We start from the raw sequence: 19,227 nt of genomic DNA, 5'->3' as shown, positions 1-19,227 counted from the left end.
CAAGTTAATCTGCAGCAATGACCTTACTGCCCTTAATTGTCCCGTTCCTTAAGGCCAAGCCATAAATGTCAACTTTGGCCACATCATATTTTTTGGCCTTGAACTGTTTGAAAAAATCAAAGTTTACATTGCCACTATCGATACCATAACCTAGGGTCAAAAGAAAATTGAAGTCGAAGCGATGGGTTTCATTGGATTTTCCCCTTTTTATCCGATTCATATCGATCATTTCCATTTTGTTATCGCTAAACCGGACAATTTTAACGGCCACCTTGTCCTGGTTGATTTCATTTTTTAGGGAAGTCAGTGAGGTCTTGGTAATCTTAGCCAATAAATTATATACCGAAGAATTAAGGTTTCCCACGGTAAATTCTATTTGTTTATTGATGGTTTTTCCGAAGATGTCGTCTACATATATTTCCAGATCGATCAATTTTTCGTCTTCGCCCCAAACCGGCCAGTCTTTGGGCCTTGGTGGTTGTTGACCTACAAGGACGTTTCCTGTCTCCCCATCATAGACAACACCCTTGTACTTATAAGTGACGTGTTTGGTTACCATCGGAGCATTAGGTTTAAGTACATAGTTATAGGTGAATTTGACGGCGTTAATTCCCAATTGCACATATTCTGCTGTACTGGATTCGCTCCAACCGATCAGTCTCTTTTTTTGATATTTGACCTTTGTCCCAATGGATGCCCATAAGAAATAATTCTCGTTCCAAAACTGGGTCTGTACCCTATGGGTCGAATCGTGATATTCATTGCATTTTTCACGATCACCGAATATACTTTCCCAGATACTGTCCTCATCGTAGACGCACGTCCTGAATCCTTGTGGTTTTAATATGGGATAATTTGTGGCCGTGGTCGTACCGCCTGAGGATCCACCAGTGGATCCGCCACCGGAGTATCCGCCACCACCGCCACCGCAGCCATCTATTTCATAGCGCAAAATGGCATCCGTGACCTGTACTACGGTTCCCTGTTTGGGACTAATGGATAAGCTGCTTTCGATTTCAGCTTTTTTTATCGCACACCTATGGGTCAAACCTCTAGGTTTAAAACCTTTTTTATTGCCCAATTCCTTCAAATACGTTTCCAGTTTTTTCTTGTCTTCCCTTTTACAAAAATAGAGTCCGTCGGTTGTATACCGGTAATAGGAATCGCCGACGATAATGCCTCTGTCCCTATCCAAAAGGGCTGCAAATCTTGGGTCGGAGATGACCTCGTCATCCAAGTCGATAGCATCATCGTCCTGACCTCCCTTTAAAGAATACAGGATGCCTGATTTCTGTAGCCTTCCCAATTTTTTAGAAAGAAAACTTTGTACCTCGGGTGACTCCAAATCATCAAAAACAGGTCTCAGCGATTGAAATCCATTATCCGTTAGTTCTTGGATCTTTGCGTTGAACGTAGTTTTGTCCGTCTCTTCCAAGAGCTTTGCCAAGGATGCCTTATCGGTGAATTCAAGGGACCCTCCTTCTGTCAAATGCACAGCTACTTCAGATGCATCAGCTGGGGTTGCTGCCGTTTCCTCGTTCAGGTCGAGTTGATCCTCTTTTTCACAACTGAGGAAAAATAGGACTGTACTGGCCAATGATAGTGTTAAAAATGCTTTTTTAATCATGTTGTTCAGCTTTTAAATAGTTATGGTAGTGTTATTGTTCAAGCCGAAACTAATGGTTAATAAAATTCAAGGCATTTTAATTTCTGCGCATTTTATAAATTGCTTTTCTTTAGTTTCCTAAAGTAGACCGCCGGGGTCACCCCGATCTTGGATTTTATGGCCCGGGCAAAGACATCCAAAGAGCTGAACCCGAACATTTCTGCAATCTGAATTGTAGAATGGGTATCGATGATTTGAGGGTTTTCCTTTAAATGGTTGATGGCATAGGTTACCCGAAGGTCTTTTAAATAATTGGAAAACGTTTGCCCTTTATAGGTATTGATGATTTTTGAGAGATACGAGGTGTTTGTATTTAGGTCAGAGGCCAATGAATTTTGACTGGTTTTTTGCTCAAGGTAACCGAGGTCTGTTTCCCATTTATCCAAAGCTTTGAGTGTACTTTGAACAACCTCCGGGTCAATATCCATTTGAGCAATATCATCCTTTTTAGGGTAACGTTTTAAAGGCTCGACATCTTGATGCATGATTTCCCTCAATTTCTTTTGTGTCCTGCTGTATTTGATGAAGTAAAGCGCCAAAAGGAAAATGAGCAGGACGGATAAGAGGATGTAGTTCCGAATCGTTCCTTCTTTCTTTTGGATCTCATCCGACAATACTTTTTTGGAGGCCTCTTGTTCTGGAAGGTCAAATTCGGTCCACAGGATACTGCGGATCTCTTTTTCCGCTGTAGTCAAGATACTGTCATAGTAGACCAATCGATCGGCATAATTCTTTACCATGGGTTCCTCGTCTTTTGAGATGGCCTCTTTTAAAAGGAATTGAAAGATTTCCTTCACATTGTCCATTAAAGGATAACCATTCTTGTTCAGTAAGGAATCGATTCGTTTGAAATATCTCCTTTTTTTTGCTGAATTTCCAATTTTCCCCTCGATCATGCCCAAATAAAAAAGGCGGTCCGCATGCGAAAGATCGCCAGTACCCTTTACATATTTTAACAGCGTATCCCTAGACTTGATATAGTTGCCATCATAATAGTTTATCTGTGCATAGAGCGCACTTAAAGATCGATAGGTGTCCAGATCCTTCATCTGGGAAGAAAGGTCCAGGCCCTGTTGGGCATAGTGCCGTGATGAATCGATTTTTTTGATTTGTAGATAACATCGGGCAATGTTATCCAATGTAATGAGTTTGGTCAAATCATAGTTATCGATTTTTTCTTCATACGTATTTAAATAATCCAAAGAAAGTCGAAGTAGGGATATCGCCCTTTCTTGATGGCCATATTCTCCTTTAATGATGGCTATGGCGTTGAAACAGTCGACTATCCGTTCATAATCACTGGCTTTTTTGGCAAATTCATAGGCGGTTACAAATTCCCTGACCGCTTCATCAGGTCTATCGGCTTCATACAACAGACCTCCTTTGGTGTAATGCACTTTGGATGGGAATCTTTTTTCATGGACACCTGTGGATATTGCGATGGCGGAATCCACATATTTGATGGCCATGGCAAAATCCTCGCCCCACACCCGTTTTCTATATGCCTCGGCAAGTTGTCCCGTGTCCTTTGCGTATTTGGCTTTGAGGATATGTGCATCAAAAACCTTTTTTGAATACAAGGTGCCATATTCCAGTTTATTTTCGATCCGATCAAGGGAATCGAAGGACAGTTGGAGCAATTGATCTTTGTTCAACTCCTGTGAAAAAACTGGAATGGTCATCATTGACAATAAAAGAAATACTAGATAAGGCCGCATAAGATCTCTGTGTTTTTTAATTTAATATATCGGTCCATAGTCCTCTGAACTGGTAGAAAACCCTCTCTAACAGGGAAGCTTCCTGAAGCACTATTTTGGCCGTTCCCATCATTTCCTGTTTGAACTCGATCTCCTTCCCATAGGTAGTTTTTAAATGGGGCATCTCAACATATACGGAATAATAGACATCATCCCCTTTTTTTGGCGTTAAGGACATCTGTGACACAACCCCCTCCAATAGACCCCATTCCCGATAGGGATAGTTGTCCAATTTGATGATAACATCTTGGCCTTTTTTGATTTTGGCGGAATTTCTGATGGGAACTTTGCATTTGCCGATTAATCGGGCCTTTTTGTTCGGCACTACGGTTAAGATATGCTCCCCTTGGGATACCTGTTGATGGGTACTCCAAATGTCAAAAACCGTTACCGTTCCAGAGACCGGGCTTACTAATGCATAGTTGTTTTCCCATTCATCCATTTTACCTTTCAATTCTTGTTTTGCCAATTGAAGTTCCGAGAAATAGGATGACGCATTTATAATATCCCTGTTCAATGATTTTAAACTAAGATTTTTCAGGCTCAATGTATCCACTTGTAATGCCTCCAGTTCTTCTTTGATCGTATTGACCTCGTTTTGTGCGAACAACATTTCTTGTTCGTTACCATCCAATTGCTGCTGTGAGATTACACCCTTTTCAAGAAGAGCTTCCTGTCTATCATAACTTTGCTTGGCCAGGGAATAGTTCCTTCTTGCGGTCTTTAATTGCGACCGCTTGATGGCTATCTGACTTTTGTACCTTGCCAACCTTAGGTTCAGGTTCTTGCTTTCAAGTGCTTCCTGGCCCAGGTTCAAATAAAGTAGATAGTTTTGGTATGCTTTTAAATATTTCTGATAGGACGTATGCATATTTACTTCGAGTTCCAGGTCACTGGGGAACTTTTGAAAGAGCCCCTCCAGCGTATGGATCAACGTGGTGTCGTTCAATTGCTGCCTTAGGTAAAATACATCCTCCCATTTTGAAGGGTTTTCCACAATGGCCAGAATTCCTCCCTTGTCCACTTGCCGACCTGCCCCAAAATTCATATAGACCAATTGGCCTTGACGCTTACTATAAAGAGCGACCGGAGGATTTTCACTGGTCACCAGTATATCTGCTTCAACTACTTCGTTGTATTGTATAAAGTAGGCCAGTAGCACCAACAAAATAAAGAAAACGAAAAAAATCAGGTTGCCTCTCCGAACCATCCAGCTTGGGGGACGGTTCAAAAAGTCTTCTGAAAAAACTACCTTATCTTCCATAGTCCACCGAATCCATTTGATATTGTACCAATTTCCAATACACTCCCTTTTTACTCAAGAGATCTTGATGTGTTCCTTGCTCTTTCACTATTCCGTTATCCAGAACGATAATGTTGTCCGCATTACGGATAGTGGATAACCGGTGCGCCACAATAACAACGGTTCTGTTTTTGTTAAAGGAATCCAAGTTGTTCAGTATTCCCTTCTCATTGATGGAATCCAGCGAACTGGTGGCCTCATCCAAGAAGAAGTAGTCCGGGTCTTTGTATATGGCCCTTGCCAATAATACCCGTTGCTTTTCTCCGCCGCTCAATCTAATCCCATTTTCCCCGATCTTTGTATGGGTACCGTGTGGCAAATCATCGACAAAGCTCTTTAACATGGCATAGGATAAGGCCGTCTTAAATCGATCCTTATCCAAGGGGACCTTGGATTTGGATTCGGTTATATTGCGTTCTATAGTATCCTCGAAAAGACTTCCCTCCTGCAATACCACACCACAGTTTTCTCTCCAAATTCTTGGTGCTATACTCGATAATGGTGTGTTTCCAACAATGATCTTTCCCTCGGTGGGGCTATGGAACTGTAATAGAAGCTTGAGCAAGGTCGATTTTCCTGATCCACTGTGTCCAACTATGGCGGTTACCTTTCCTTTAGGTATGGTTATGGAAACATGGGACAGGGCTTCCTTGGTCCCCGGAGGACCATATCTAAAAGACACCTCACGGAGATCAATGTTTTCATGGACCTTTTTTTCAATTGGGTTCAAATCATGACCCTCTGGTTCCTCGTTCCAAACTTCAAAAAGCCGCCTCAATGCCAATTCCGCTTTTTGGTAGTCCAATAAAAAATCCATCATCTTGCTCAAGGGAACATTAAGCTGACCAATGATGAACTGGATGGCCAACATCACACCAAGACTGAAGACTCCTTCGATAACGGCATAGGCCGATAGAAAAATAATGGCTATATTCTTTAGTTCATTGATAAGCTGTCCTCCATTGGTCTGTAATTGATGGATTCTTAAGTTTTTTGATGTGACCCCAAACAGTTCCAATTGTGTAGCGTACCACTCTTTCTTCCGTCGATCTTCGGAACCATTGACCTTGATGTCTTCAATATTGTAAATGATCTGTAGGATCTTGGATTGACTTTTTGCACTGGATTTAAAGTAGGCAGTGTCCAACAAAGCTTTTTTCTTCATGAAAGCCAATGACCAAAGCAAATACATTCCAGATCCGATCAGAAAGACCATAAATATCCTGAGGTTGTAATAGGCCAGCACAAAACTGAAAAGCAGAATGTTGAATACATCGAATAAAAAAGTCAAGGAACCATTGGTGAAAAATTCCTCGATCCGCTCGTTGTCGTTGATACGCCTTACCAAATCACCGATGCCCCGACCTGAAAAGAACGAAATAGGCAATTGTATCAATCGCGTAAGGTAATCATTCATCATTCGGATGTTTATCCGCATGGACATATGCAACAAGATCCAATCCCTTAAAATGGCTATGGCCCCTTTTGACAATACAAAGAATACTTGCCCTATCAGAATGATTTGGATAAAATTCAGGTCCTGGTTCTCGATACCATAGTCAACTATGCTCTGGGTAAAGAAGGGCAGGGCCAATTGGATAATGGACGAGAGCAAAAGCCCTATGGCCAATTGCCCGACCAACTTTTTATAATCAAAAAGGTATTTTAATGCATGTAGGAGGTGGCTTTTGTTTTCTGCCCTGCCCAATTTTCCCTTGATGAAAACATCCATCGGTTCCAAAAACATGGCAATTCCTTTCTTTTCCGAAGAAAGCCACCCTCTTTTGAACGCATCGGAACTTAAACTATATTTCCCCTTGGCTGGATCGGAAATATGTACTTTGGTAGGGGTTATGCGATAGACCACCATAAAATGATTGCCTTCCCAATGAACAATGCATGGCAATGGGGCTTTTTCAATAAGGTCTTCCCATGTGATCAAGACCGAGAAAGTCTCTAAGTCGATTTGTTTTGCAGCTTCCTTGATACCTGCCAATGAAACCCCCTCTCTATCAATATAAGCCGCCTGTCTAAGACGCTCTAAGGGCACCTCCCTGCCATAGTATTTTGCGATGATCCTGAGGCATGTGGGGCCACAGTCCATCTTGTCCAATTGCCGATAGTTGGGAAAAGTGGTGCGAAACATGGTTAGTGTTTATAGTGCATAAATATAATGGATTAAGAATTTACAGCGATATAGTAAACATTAATCCTACGATACTCCCTGATAAAAGTAGTTCAAATGTTAAAATTTGACCCAACTTGGGAACAACTTGTGAATTTGTTTTTACCCCGATCCTCAAATTTGATGGTAAACTAAATGTAGAATTATGCCAGCAAATATTGTTACCCAAGAGGATTTGGAGGGATTCAAGAAATCTCTTTTGGAAGAGATCCGGGAAATGTTGTTAAAACACGACCGTATTACCTTGGATCGATGGATCAAGTCAAACAGTGTCATGGGCAAATTGGGGATAAGTCCGGGGACACTTCAGAATTTCCGGATCAATGGAACCATACCATATACCAAATTAGGAGGCATCATATACTATGATGAGGAGGAAATCCATAACATCCTTAAGAATAACAAGAATTTTATGTTAAAGAATCGGTCATGAAAATAGCCTTTTACAACATACAAAACATCTTTCATCGTCATATAGATTTAGTAGATAGGTATCGTGACGAAAATAGATCCCGATGGATAGCGGAGTTTGAGACCCTGTTGACCCAGCCTGAACGTACCCCAAAACAATATGATAGGATGAGGATGCTTTCCCGTTTATTGGAATTTGATAACCAAGGACAGATGCCCTATTTTACGGTAAAGAACACCATGGGCCAATTACGGATCAGAAAAGGTTTGGATGGGGAGATGTCCAAAGCATCCCATTTGACCGATTGGGAAGGGTGGGCCAAAGTTGACTCTTTGCCAATCCATGAAATTGCTGTCAGGAATAAGGCTAAGGTCATCAACGCAATAGACCCAGACATTCTGGTTTTATCTGAAATAGAGGATAGGCATTCCTTGCTTGAGTTCAACCGCCATTTCATTTCCTCCGAGGGAAAAACAACCTTTAAGGAACTTGTTTTTCTTGGAACCAACGATCCATGGGGCCGTGGTATTGGTGTTTTGGCAAAAACTGGATTCAACCTTATCTCTATCAAGACCCATGTCAATGAACTGGACGAAGCGAACAAACCCTTGTTTGACGTGGATTTACAGGAATATGTGTTTAGAACAGATAGTGGATTGAATCTTGTGGCCTTATGTACCCATTTCCTCGGTAGTGGGAATGAAATGGAACCATTTCGTAAACGGCAAAAATTACAAGCTGGACATATTGCAAGACTTGTTGCCCAAAGACAAAAAAGTAGCGAAGCCAATATGGTGCTCATGGGTACTTTGAATGCTCCCAGCTATAGCAGTTGCATAGCCCCACTGACACAGGACGCTGAATTGTCGGACATTACAAAACACCCTAGGTTTTGGTGTACCTTGGATAAAGGTCAAGATGCTGATTATTTTAGAATGGGGGCATTCAAAAAGGGCGTGAATATTCCACAGCGGGATTATTTAATGCTATCCAAGAATCTTTTTGCCGCTATTGAAAATTGTGGTTTGGTAAGAAAGGGGGTATGCTACAAAAAGCGACCAAAATGGGATGTCTTTGGAAGTGTGGAAAATGAGGTATATGCAGCAAGTGAACATCCCTTATTGTGGAGCCAAATTCGATTGTGACCAACCAGGGAACAGTCTGGTACATCCATCGATTCAGCGAATAATGGTCTTAGTGCAATACCTGGGATTTTGTCCGAACAGCATTATAACTTTCCGAAATCATAACCGTAGGTTAGAAAAGGAATCATGAAAGTGGTCCGCTCATTAAAATAAACCGAATTCCCAGCAAGGTATAGTCCTATCATCAATTTGGATTTTCCTATACCGTATCCCAACGATACGCTATTTGAACCAAACTTGTAATCGGCTAGATAGGTTTGCACACCAGTTTCTTGTCCATTCATGTCATACAATGGTTCGTGCACGCTGAATTCACTGTTGCGATTTAATAGTGAATATCCCAAGCTGATGATAAGGGAACCTTTTCCAAAAACCTCAAACATATAGTTTGCCCGAAAGTGATATCCTATAAGCAATCCTCTGTCCGTACTTGACAAAGTATTGTTCGGGCCCTGACCGGTGGTAACGATATCATGCCTAAAGGAATTGTTGAATCCGATAGAGAGATTATGGGTTAAGAAATAGGCTGCTCCTATATTCAGTGCCATACCGGAATTTTGTAGGTCTATATTGGTATAATTTGCTTCCTTTGATAAACTGGAAACTCCAGCATTATAAATAGGGGTGATACGGTATTCAGGACCCACGTTAAAAAACAAATTTCCCTTTCGCATATCCTGAGAAAAACAGGATGCAGTTGTCAAAAAAATAATGACAAGATAAACTATTTTAAATCGCATATGATGACCTTTTGAATGGTAAGCCTTCCTGATACTACCTATTGCTTTAACACTATCCACTAATTGGTAAATTTAATTCTTCCAGAATAATTATCCTCTGGATTCGATATGGTCCTGCCAAATGCATAGGGAATACCATCGGTGGAAGCATTTCGATTAATGGAATATACTCGGTTAAAATAAGGTGTTTGGTAGGAGCGATACCCAAACAAATTATAGTTTGGCCGTGCACAGTCACAACTTGCGGGAAGTAAACTGGTTTGAATATATTTCTTGGGTGCAGGCCATGAGTCATATTCATATACGGTAAATACAAAGCTGCTATTTGACGATTCTGAACCGATTTTAAAGTTTACCGTTTGAAATGATCCGATTTCGCTATTGGAGATTTTAGTGATCGCTTTTCTTGATCCGGTCAAATTTAGATAGCTACTGGAAAAGCTTATGGAGTAATCTCGTACAAACTGGTCTCCGTCAAAACTCACTTTTACCCCTTGAAACTCAATATCAGCTTTCTCTATCCAAGATTCTTTTTTATCATGGATTTCAATTTTTTCTATCCGAAGTGTGCTTGGTGGGGCGTACCCTCCCGAACCTGTTCCTCCTCCGGAATAGCAATCGGTGTATGCTATTTTTTTTATTCCTTCAATGGGTGCACAGGATACAATAGAGAGCATGTAAACAGACTCTTCCAACGTACTTTTCTGCGACATAGAGAGAAATTCATCTTCTGTGAAATCACCATCCACCAGTATTAATTCTCCTTCTTCATTCAAATGGTAGGCCTTCACATACTCTGATTCTGTATCTGGGTCAAAACTATTGATAAGATATAAGGCATTTTCGGCATGAAGCTCTCCTTCCTTGATCCTGGTCAAAATAGGATACCAGGTTTCTCCGTCTAAATCGGAAAATGCTTCGAGTGAAAGATGTTCTTCACCCTTTCCGGATGGGTAAAAGCCATCCAATAGACTGCTCATATAAACTGCAGGTCTTTCCCTTTTACTGGCCTTGAATTCCGTCAGTTTTTCAAAACCAGGGTTGATGTCCAGTATATGTTCCATAAGCGATGTTAAATGGTGTTCCTTGTAGTTCAATTGTTCTTGTATGCTAGCATTCCCAATATAGTTTTTATCAAGTGGTGGATTGGATGTCATATCATTGCTCTCTTTAGGTATGACAACTTCACTCGAACACGAAGCGATTAGGAGACAAAGTATGGGGATGGCATAAAAGGTGGGATTCCTCGAAAGGAACACTAAAGGGGTTTTACAGAATAGGTGGGAGCAGGTGATTCTTCTTTTGCTATACATTTTCATGGTCTTTAAAGTTGATGGCGTGTGATTTCTTTTTTTATGTTACAGGTATATGTTCCCCGATACGTTGTGATGTTTTTTATCATTGCGGAACAGCCCTTCAAATTTTATTTGGATTTAGGTCTTGGCTGATACGACGCTTTTTTGTCTGCTTTACTGCAATTGTACAAGACGATTCCGGTTTCTAAAGTCGACTTAAATTGCCAAACCGACAATGCATTGTTTCGGCGATTTATAAATTGCGTACAGAAATAAATGAAACCCTACTTTTAGGGACTTTTATCATAGTTTTTTACCCATAAGAATCAAATGAAAGTGTGTCCCTGTTAAAACAACAAGGCCATTGATGTTATGGGTTTGATATTTGCTATTGCTGCTTCACAATAGCTATCACTTGGTTTGGTTAGATCATGTGGTAAACAAAATGTATCAGGTCATTTGGGCACATCCAATAAGTTAGGTTTATGTATTGGATCTGTCTGTAAAGGCTTTTCTTAATCCCTTGCCTAATAGAATCACAATTTTACGGATTACGATGTACAAGTGTATCCCTAGTGTTTTCATTTCAGTATGTTATGGATTCCCATTACTATGGCCAACCCCAGAGCCTTGATTTTGCCGTCTTCCTCCAAGTGTGTTGCCTCATCCGAATTGGACAAAAAGCCCAGTTCCAATAACAGGGTTGGGCACACCCCCCTGTTGTCCCGAAGTACCTGAAAGTTGGCCCGTTTCACCCCACGGCTTCGGTACCCTAAGTGTTCTTGTAAGTACTCATCCATTGTTTTTGCCATGGACAGGCTCTGTTCTGGGATCGAGTCATTGAACACATATATTTCAAGTCCCATGGCCTTGGTGTTATTGGCATGGTTACAGTGTAGGGAAACAAAGATTTTGGGATTAAGGATTTTGGCCAGTTTTGTACGATGTCCCAATGAGATCAATGTATCGCCATATCGGGTCAAGTAAATGTCGTATCGATCGTCCAACACTATCTTATGATAATGTACAATGGCTTGCGCAATCTTTAAGGTCAAGTCTTTTTCCCTTAGACCATTTATTCCAACTGCCCCACGATCAGTTCCTCCATGTCCTGGGTCTATAACGATGATTTGTTTTTCCTGTCCGCATACCGTGATAAAAACTGAAAATAGGGACAACAGGAATATGGTCTTTGTTTGTTCCATATCATTTCATATTTAAAGATTCATTGTGCAATCTTTAACGGTTTCCATAAAAAAGTCCTGATTCCTCAAAATTTAACGCTCTTGTCCGTTAATTTTTAGGGTTTTTATACCCTTTCCAAGGGTTCCCGATACTTTTCGAAAAAGTTTATTCATCAATAGGCTCAATCAGCCGTAAAACGAAAAATCATGAAAAAAACAGTTGTATTCATTTGGACAATGCTCCTAACGGGCATCCCTGCTTTTGCACAGATCGGGGGCATCGAGGATTCAGTCAACGACATCTCGGATACCATCCGAACCATTTTCCCCCTGCTTTTGGGAGTCATCTTTTTAGTTGGCTTCCTTTTCAATGCGGGCCACTTTTTTGGTGAGAACGCCGATCTCAAAAAAGGCATCACTCGGGTATTGGTGTTCGTGCTCATTGCCGGGGCCGTTGTCGGGATCTTTACCTATCTCATTGGAATCGTGGTTTAAAGTAATATCCATCACATCTTCAATGAGAAAGTACAAAATATATAAGGACATCCGTAAAGGGGCAAGGATATGGGGGCTTCCCATATCCCTTTTTGCCCTTTTGATACTCTCCATCCTGGCATCCCTTCTCATCATCATTTTTTCCTTTAGTCTTATGGTCATTGTTCTGGCCATGGGATGGAACCTGTGTTGGTATGTCGGTCTGATTAAGATGGCATCAAAAAAGAATCTTTTGGACTTCAACAAGGTCTTTCCAGACTGTATCAGCAATAAACCCGATAATCTATTGAACCATGTCGAAAATTAACATCGCATCACATCATCCCATTTTGGACATTCAAGATAATATCATCTTTGCCAACAATGGCAATGTGTTGGCCTGTTACAAGGTTTTGCTCCCTGAGATCCACTCCCTGTCCGAAACGGATTTTGAAGGGTTGCACAGCAATTGGTCCCAGGCCTTTAAGTCCCTTCCCATTGGAACTGTGATCCATAAACAGGACATGTACTTGAAATCCTCCTTCACCTCGGATTATCTACGCAAGGATACCTTTCTGTCCAAGGCGACCCATGATCATTTCAAGGGAAGGGAATATATGGAGCACCAAAGCTATCTGTTCTTTACCTGTCCCAGGAGGACGGGTTTCAACAATCCCAAATATGTCAATCCCTTTGCAAGGGTATCCAAGGCATTGCCCAGGGAGTTAGATGATAGCGTGAAACAGTTTTTGGATGCGGTCAACGATGCGGTGAATTATCTCAACAATGGACAGAAAATTCGCTTGGAGCCCATGGTGGACGGCGAAATTTTGGCTTTGACCCAAAACCAGCTCAATGGCCATAACCCCGATTGTGACACCGATATCGTTCTGGACGGCCCCAAAGTGGCCATCGGCAACCATCACTTTGATGTACTGGCCATTAATAGTGAATCCTGTTTTGGGGACAGCGTACAGACCAGTAAAATCAACGAAAGGTTTACCTCGGATGATTTTTCCTTCCACCAAGGGTTCATCGACGGTCTTGGCCTTTCCCTCAAGGAAAACCATATCATCAACCAGATCGTCTATCTGGATGATAGGCACCACTGGAGAAGACAGCTGGAGAAAAAGGTCGAGGAATTGAAAAAGAGTTCCAATTTTGGGACACAGAACAAGGTGGCCCTCAAAAAAATCGAACATATCCTGGACCAGATCAACCAGGATGACCAAGCACGAATCGTGCGTGGACACCTCAATATCATCCATTGGCACCGGGATGGGGAGCAATTGAAACGTACCAACGCACAGGTCAGGGCCGAACTGAAGGAACTGGATATGGTGCCCTATTACCCGTGTGGCAAGGAACGTAAAAATTATATCCTGAACAGTTTCCCTTGTTTTGCCCCCAATTTCTCCAATGAGGATCTCTATGTTGCCGATCTAAAACACGCACTTTGTCTTTGGATCAATACCACCAATTACAGCACGGACAGCACGGGAATCGTGTTCAATGATCGGGAGTTCAACATTCCCGTGCTGAAGGATGTCTGGGACGAACAGAAAAAGCGCATCAAGGCGAGGAACTTTGCCATTTTTGCCCCAACTGGGGAGGGGAAGTCCTTTTTGGCCAACAACATTCTCCGTCAATACTTTGAGTCCGATGTCCGACTGGTCATTATCGATCTGGGCGGTTCCTATACCAAGTTCGCCAGCCTCTATCCCGAGCAGTGCGCCGTGCTTCGCTATGAAAACGGCAAGAGCCTTGGTATCAATCCCTTTTATATATCGAACAGCGAGGATGTAACCCCAGAACGCTTGGAGGATCTTTCCCTTTTCCTGTTCGAGTTAATGGGCAAGGGGACTAAATCCCAAAAAGAAACCTCGGTGGCTTTGAAGAAAATATTACTGGCCTATTATAAGGAGAACCAAACTGCACTACATACGTTGGACAGTTTTTACCAATTTGTCAGCCGACATCAAAAGGGCTTGTTGTCCCGATTGCAGATTCATGCTGAATATTTTAATATTAATGGGTTTCTCCACATTCTTTCCGAATATGTTGGGGACGGAATCTACAGCTTTCTTTTTGTGGCAAGCGAAGATCGGCCCTATCGATTGGAAGATAAGCGACTTATCGTTTTCGAACTTGATGAAGTGAAGGACAATAAGGAAATCCTCTCCGTAATGCTCAAGCTCATCAAAACGGCCATTCAACGGACCGTATGGATAAACAGGGAGGAGCGGGGCATCATCCTCTTTGATGAGTTCGCCAAACAGCTCAAGTTCGATAATGTACTGGAGAGTGTGGAGTTTTATTATCAGGCCATCCGAAAACAGGAAGGGGCGATAGGTATCATCCTCCAGTCCATCAATCAACTGCCCCAGAACCCGACCTCGGCCAGTATCTTGGAGAACACCCAGATCATCTATAGTCTTCGGAACGAAAAGGGCTATGGTGCATTGAAGGAAAGGCTCCACCTTTCCTCCCATGACCTGGACCAACTGAGATCTATGAGGAACAATCTCACGGGAAAGCGCAAGTACACCGAAATCTTCATAAAAATCGGGAAGGAAAGCAACATTTTTAGATTGGAGGTTCCCCCGGAAGTATATGCTGCCTATCTGACCGATGGCCCGGACAACAAGGCTATAATGGAACTCTACAAGGAAACCGGTTGTATGGAAACGGCCATCAAAAAATTCATTCATCAAAAATCAATAACATCATGAAAAACAAGATTACAACATTAAGTATTGCCCTGACCTTAGCTATTTTAATGCCTGCAGGTGCTGCCTGCCAAGGGATGCCGGTGTATGACAACACCAACTTCATCACATTGGGCAAACAGATCATTGAATCAGCCAAACAGACTTCTGAACTTTTGAAGACCGTGGAATTTTTACAGGAACAAAAGGAGCGCATCGAAAAGGTCAGCGATGTCATCAAACAATTGAAGGCCGTCCGAGAACTGGCAAAGAACAACCAACGCCTTTTCGATATGGCACGGAACGACCTCAGGGAAATTCTAAACTCACCGCATATCCATCCCGAAGAGGTAGAACGCATTTCGGAATCCTTCAATGCCATTATCGAGAGTTCATTGGAAGATCTGGAATTTGTGGAACAGATCCTTTCCAGTGATTTTTTGAAAATGACCGATGCGGAAAGGGCCACGGTACTCAAGGAAAAGGAAATGCGCTCCAAGGAAATGGTAGGCGAGATTGAACGCAAGGCCAAACGGTACAGGGACATCATTTCCTTTCGGGAAATGCAGGCTACCATCAATAACCGTAAAACAAAGTATTGATCATGGCGGGTTTTGTATTGAGCATCGGTTTGGAGTATGTGGATGCGGTGTACGACACTATCACCGGAAGTGACTTTTCCCAGTACACCATTGTGGGCATGAAGGCCCTGGCCATCCTCTTTTTCTTGATCAACATCATGAAAAAGTACAATGAGGGAGTGGCTGAACGGGATGGACATACTTGGGGACTGACCCCAACAGAACTGGCCAAGAACTTCGCCGTGGTCATTTTGGTCATATTCTCAGATCAGGTCTTGGGGGTCTTCGACAACATTTTGGTAAGTATAGAGACCCAATACCGCAATACAGCTCCGGATCTTGTACCATTACAGTTGCAGGATATTTCCATTGAGGAGGATACTGGTCTTCTGGATGCCGCGAGTAAAGGATTGGCCCTTTTGTACGAGGCCCTGGTCAGTCCTTTGTTCGGAATGCGCATCTTGGCCTTTATCATCAGTGTGTTCCTGTGGTTGTTGGACCTGTTCATCTATCCACTTTTTTTAGCGGAACGATTCTTCCTACTGGGTATCATGAGGGCCTTTTTTCCCTTGGTCATCAGTCTGGCGGTCTTTGAGAAGTTCAGGAGTCTTGCCTATACCTTTTTTAAGCTCTATGCCGCTGTGTATATGTTGGTGCCGGCCTTTTTCTTAGTGAACATTTTTATCAATGCCCTTTATACGGAATTGACCACGGATTTTTGGGTCAACCTATTTGGAACGGATTACGGCAGTTCGGTCTTTGCCCCCTTGGTGGAACTGGGTACCATAGGGTTCATCGTCTTTTTGAAGTTCAAACTGTACCGAAGGGCGACCTCCTTTTCACTCAAACTGTTTGGTGCCTAAAGCACGCTATAATACTCAAATGATATGAAGACAATGTATAAAAACATAGATGGAATCCTAAGATTCAACCGTTTTGTGGTCTTGGCCGTAGTCACCGCATCATCCATTGCCACGATTATTTCTGGTCTGGTATCGTACAGGATGTACCGAGAGACCAAGGAAGGGGTGTTTGCCATTGGAACGGATGGGTCTGTGATTCCCTTGAAATGGGTCGATCAGAAAGAAAATCTTGAAGTAGAGGCCCTGGCCCATTTGGAACTGTTCCACAACTATTTCTATGGCATTGATGCCAGCAATTATGAAAGGAATATTGAAAAGGCCCTTTGGCTCGGGGACAGTTCGGTGGACAATGTGTATCGACAGAAAAAGGCCGATGGGGTCTATAACCGACTCCTGCAATATTCATTGGTACAGAAGATCATTTCTGTGGATGCTGAGCTTACCCTCCAAGAAGGAATCTGTTCGTTTAGGACCGTTGTGGTCTTTGGAATCGACCGTGGGACTGTGACCGATATGTATGAACTTAAGACTTCCGGGAACCTCATTCGGGTGGACCGGAATTTTCCCAACAATGCCCATGGGCTGTTGATCAGCAATTATTTCGAAAATTCATTGAGAAAGCTCGATGGTCAACATTAAAAAATAACAACATGAAATTGGATAAAAAGAAAATCGTTTTTGGGATTATCATCGGTTTGGTCATCATTTTTATGGTGGTCTATTCCATGGCCTTCCTGACCAATGGGGATGATAATGGCAAGCAACTTGCCCAACCCCTGGTACCCCAATTGGAGGAGGCAAAAAAGGAATATTCTTCCAAGTTGGAGGCCATCAATGACCTCAAGGAAGTGAAGACTACCAATGCTCCCAGCATCTATGATGAGAAGTTTTTGGATTCGACGGGACTGTTTGACCCGGACCTTATCTATCGGGAAAAGGCACAAATTGTGGACAGTATCTACAGATTGGGGAGAATCGATTATACCCAGGGGACATACCGGAAACCTGTAGTGAAAAATGAGGTGAGGGTCAGTGCTCTTGGGAAAAAAACCGAACAAGAAACTGTGTCAAAACCAAAGGAGGTCATAAAACCTACATTACAGGAAATGGCCTTGGAACAGCAACTGTTCTTCGCCTCCGATCCCTTGCCGGATAATTCAAATGATGACCATAGGGCCATTCCGGCCATAGTGGAGAGAACACAGACCATTAGGGCCAACGATAGATTGGAATTCCGTACTCTGAAGGAGGTTGTTATCGATGGTAGGACCATCCCAAAGAACACGGTGGTGTTTGGTATGGTAGCCTTCCAGCCCAACAGGGTTGTTCTGGACATCGAGAACATAGACCATATCCCCATTAAACTAAAAGCCTATGACTATCGGGATGGATTGGAAGGGCTTTATATCAGGAACACCTTTAGGGCAGAGGCCTATAAGGAGATGGTGGACGGTACCATAGATGATATCAATGTGCCAGGTGTTCCCCAAATCAAGGGACTGAAGAACATCTTTAAACGCTCCAACCGAAAGGTGAGGGCTACGGTGAACAAAAACTATAAAATCTTATTAAAAACCAGCCCATAGTGGCTATTAAAAAAAGAGCTATCATGAAAAACGTATGTATTATTTTGGGCATGTTGTTGACCATAGCAGCACAGGCCAGTAGCACAAAACCATTGGATACCATTTATGCCAATGAGCACATGAACATGGCCCTTTTCTTTCCTTCGGAAATCAAACAAGGGATTGTAGGCAACGGTAACTTTGTCTTTACCTATGATCGGGAAAACCAACAGACCTTGGGACTGCTAAAAGCGGTGCCAGGGAAGGACAGTAACCTGTTGGTGATCACAGATGACGGAAGTATCTATTCCTACATTATCAGCTATGCCAAGGAACTGGAATACCCCAATCGTTTCATCACTGAGCAAGAACGTATCGGGAGAGAAAGGAAGGGAATGGAGAAGGATACCCCAAATATGGTTCCTAGCGAAAAGGTTTGGGATCCTTCTGTCTCTCTTGAAAGGGTAAGGGAAAAGTATAAAGAATCCTGCGAGGCCCTGTTGAAACTCCCAGAGCGGAAAAACATCAGAAAAAGAGACCAGGGCCTCTCCTTGGCTATCAAGAATATGTATAATTTGGAAGATGAAGTTTATATGCAATTTGAAGTAAGTAACAATTCCGGTGTCCGGTTTGATTTCGGGGAATTGGAACTTTTCAAAATCAGTGGGAAAAAGGAAAGGAATGCCTCCTATCAGGAATTGGAACTCCTGCCTTTATTCAGACACAACGTCCCGAAGAATATTGACCATGGCCAAACGGCCAGGTTTGTTTATGTGTTTCCGAAATTTCACTTGGACAAAGGGGAAAGACTTAAGGTCAACCTTTCTGAAGAAGATACATCGAGGATAGTTGTAATGACTTTTAAATAATGGTTTTGATGTTTAAAAGCTATTTCCTTAAAACGACCTTTATACTGTTCTCGTTGGTACAACTGTTAATATAAATGGTACTTCCTTGGAAATCGGTCGACGTACTGGCCCCAAGACTATGCTCAATACCATTCTTTACCGTCTTACATTCCACACTGGGACTATTGCCCAATTTATGAACCTTCTTGGGAATGGTTAGGATACAACCATTGGCACCCCAGTGTTCCAATCTTCAATATCATAATTAATTTTGGTGCCCTTCTCCCCGAGTTTATCAAGTAATAACGAAAAGAGGTTTAGGATACAAGCTGCCAATGCATATCCTCAGAGAAGGAGGCAAAAGGTAGTAAGCCTAATAGTGTCAAAACAAACCATGCGACAATTAAACAGTAGAAAAGGGTGCCGAAATAGTAATGGTTCCTGTTTAGTATTCCCACAATGATGTTTTTTGCTATAAAAAAACCCGCAATTTGAACATTG

18 protein-coding genes are annotated in these 19,227 nt (G+C 42.3%); 10 read left to right on the top strand and 8 right to left on the bottom strand.

The window, feature by feature from the left end; translation table 11 throughout:
* Positions 1-4 precede the first annotated feature (4 nt).
* The 4 genes from MWU56_RS07430 to MWU56_RS07415 all read right to left on the bottom strand — a co-directional run bounded on the left by MWU56_RS07430 (position 5) and on the right by MWU56_RS07415 (position 6,872).
* Entirely contained in the window at positions 5-1,627 is a 1,623-nt protein-coding gene (locus tag MWU56_RS07430; RefSeq protein WP_247043378.1) for a hypothetical protein, read from the bottom strand.
* Positions 1,628-1,719: 92 nt separating this feature from the next.
* Positions 1,720-3,384, bottom strand: coding sequence for a helix-turn-helix domain-containing protein (locus tag MWU56_RS07425; RefSeq protein WP_247043377.1), 1,665 nt, complete (start codon positions 3,382-3,384; stop codon positions 1,720-1,722).
* A 16-nt stretch (positions 3,385-3,400) separates the two neighbouring features.
* Positions 3,401-4,687, bottom strand: a complete 1,287-nt coding sequence (locus MWU56_RS07420) for an HlyD family secretion protein (RefSeq protein ID WP_247043376.1) — start codon at positions 4,685-4,687, stop codon at positions 3,401-3,403.
* Positions 4,677-6,872: a peptidase domain-containing ABC transporter gene (locus MWU56_RS07415; protein WP_247043375.1), complete on the bottom strand. Its 2,196-nt coding sequence runs from the start codon at positions 6,870-6,872 to the stop codon at positions 4,677-4,679. Before MWU56_RS07415 ends, MWU56_RS07420 begins: the two co-directional genes overlap by 11 nt.
* Before the next feature lie 184 nt (positions 6,873-7,056).
* Between MWU56_RS07415 and MWU56_RS07410 the strand changes: the two genes are divergently transcribed.
* Together MWU56_RS07410 and MWU56_RS07405 are read left to right on the top strand one after the other, a co-directional pair.
* Positions 7,057-7,344: a helix-turn-helix domain-containing protein gene (locus MWU56_RS07410; protein ID WP_247043374.1), complete on the top strand. Its 288-nt coding sequence runs from the start codon at positions 7,057-7,059 to the stop codon at positions 7,342-7,344.
* Positions 7,341-8,468 carry a hypothetical protein gene (locus MWU56_RS07405; RefSeq protein WP_247043373.1) on the top strand — a complete coding sequence of 376 codons (1,128 nt, stop codon included), beginning with the start codon at positions 7,341-7,343 and terminating at the stop codon, positions 8,466-8,468. Before MWU56_RS07410 ends, MWU56_RS07405 begins: the two co-directional genes overlap by 4 nt.
* 83 nt (positions 8,469-8,551) lie before the next feature.
* On the opposite strand, the gene MWU56_RS07400 is transcribed toward MWU56_RS07405, so the two are convergent.
* The 3 genes from MWU56_RS07400 to MWU56_RS07390 form a co-directional block, all read right to left on the bottom strand.
* Positions 8,552-9,208, bottom strand: a complete 657-nt coding sequence (locus MWU56_RS07400; protein ID WP_247043372.1) for a hypothetical protein — start codon at positions 9,206-9,208, stop codon at positions 8,552-8,554.
* A 59-nt stretch (positions 9,209-9,267) separates the two neighbouring features.
* Positions 9,268-10,365, bottom strand: a complete 1,098-nt coding sequence (locus MWU56_RS07395; RefSeq protein WP_247043371.1) for a hypothetical protein — start codon at positions 10,363-10,365, stop codon at positions 9,268-9,270.
* Positions 10,366-11,084: 719 nt separating this feature from the next.
* Positions 11,085-11,708, bottom strand: coding sequence for an N-acetylmuramoyl-L-alanine amidase (locus tag MWU56_RS07390; protein WP_247043370.1), 624 nt, complete (start codon positions 11,706-11,708; stop codon positions 11,085-11,087).
* A 186-nt stretch (positions 11,709-11,894) separates the two neighbouring features.
* Between MWU56_RS07390 and MWU56_RS07385 the strand changes: the two genes are divergently transcribed.
* From MWU56_RS07385 to MWU56_RS07350, 8 genes are read left to right on the top strand one after another with little or no spacing between them, the layout of a single operon-like run.
* On the top strand, positions 11,895-12,182 hold the full coding sequence (locus tag MWU56_RS07385; protein ID WP_247043369.1) for a hypothetical protein: 288 nt from the start codon (positions 11,895-11,897) through the stop codon (positions 12,180-12,182).
* Between the two features lie 22 nt (positions 12,183-12,204).
* Positions 12,205-12,489, top strand: coding sequence for a hypothetical protein (locus MWU56_RS07380; RefSeq protein ID WP_247043368.1), 285 nt, complete (start codon positions 12,205-12,207; stop codon positions 12,487-12,489).
* On the top strand, positions 12,476-14,893 hold the full coding sequence (locus tag MWU56_RS07375) for a TraG family conjugative transposon ATPase (protein WP_247043367.1): 2,418 nt from the start codon (positions 12,476-12,478) through the stop codon (positions 14,891-14,893). Before MWU56_RS07380 ends, MWU56_RS07375 begins: the two co-directional genes overlap by 14 nt.
* Positions 14,890-15,471: a conjugal transfer protein gene (locus MWU56_RS07370; RefSeq protein ID WP_247043366.1), complete on the top strand. Its 582-nt coding sequence runs from the start codon at positions 14,890-14,892 to the stop codon at positions 15,469-15,471. The genes MWU56_RS07375 and MWU56_RS07370 overlap by 4 nt, the downstream gene beginning before the upstream one ends.
* A 2-nt stretch (positions 15,472-15,473) precedes the next feature.
* Entirely contained in the window at positions 15,474-16,313 is an 840-nt protein-coding gene (locus MWU56_RS07365; RefSeq protein WP_262917781.1) for a hypothetical protein, read from the top strand.
* Positions 16,314-16,337: 24 nt separating this feature from the next.
* Positions 16,338-16,952: a conjugal transfer protein TraK gene (locus tag MWU56_RS07360; RefSeq protein WP_247043364.1), complete on the top strand. Its 615-nt coding sequence runs from the start codon at positions 16,338-16,340 to the stop codon at positions 16,950-16,952.
* An 11-nt stretch (positions 16,953-16,963) separates the two neighbouring features.
* Positions 16,964-17,899: a conjugative transposon protein TraM gene (traM, locus tag MWU56_RS07355; protein ID WP_247043362.1), complete on the top strand. Its 936-nt coding sequence runs from the start codon at positions 16,964-16,966 to the stop codon at positions 17,897-17,899.
* 23 nt (positions 17,900-17,922) lie between these two features.
* A complete protein-coding gene (locus MWU56_RS07350) occupies positions 17,923-18,747 on the top strand; it encodes a DUF4138 domain-containing protein (protein WP_247043360.1) in 825 nt (274 codons plus the stop codon).
* Positions 18,748-18,766: 19 nt separating this feature from the next.
* Here MWU56_RS07350 and MWU56_RS07345 read toward each other — a convergent pair whose 3' ends face one another.
* Entirely contained in the window at positions 18,767-18,976 is a 210-nt protein-coding gene (locus tag MWU56_RS07345; protein WP_247043358.1) for a hypothetical protein, read from the bottom strand.
* Between the last annotated feature and the right edge of the window lie 251 nt (positions 18,977-19,227).

The sequence above is a fragment of the Allomuricauda sp. F6463D genome (assembly GCF_023015965.1).
In the GTDB taxonomy this organism is placed as follows: domain Bacteria; phylum Bacteroidota; class Bacteroidia; order Flavobacteriales; family Flavobacteriaceae; genus Flagellimonas.
This window is presented reverse-complemented; position numbering and strand designations above follow the sequence as displayed.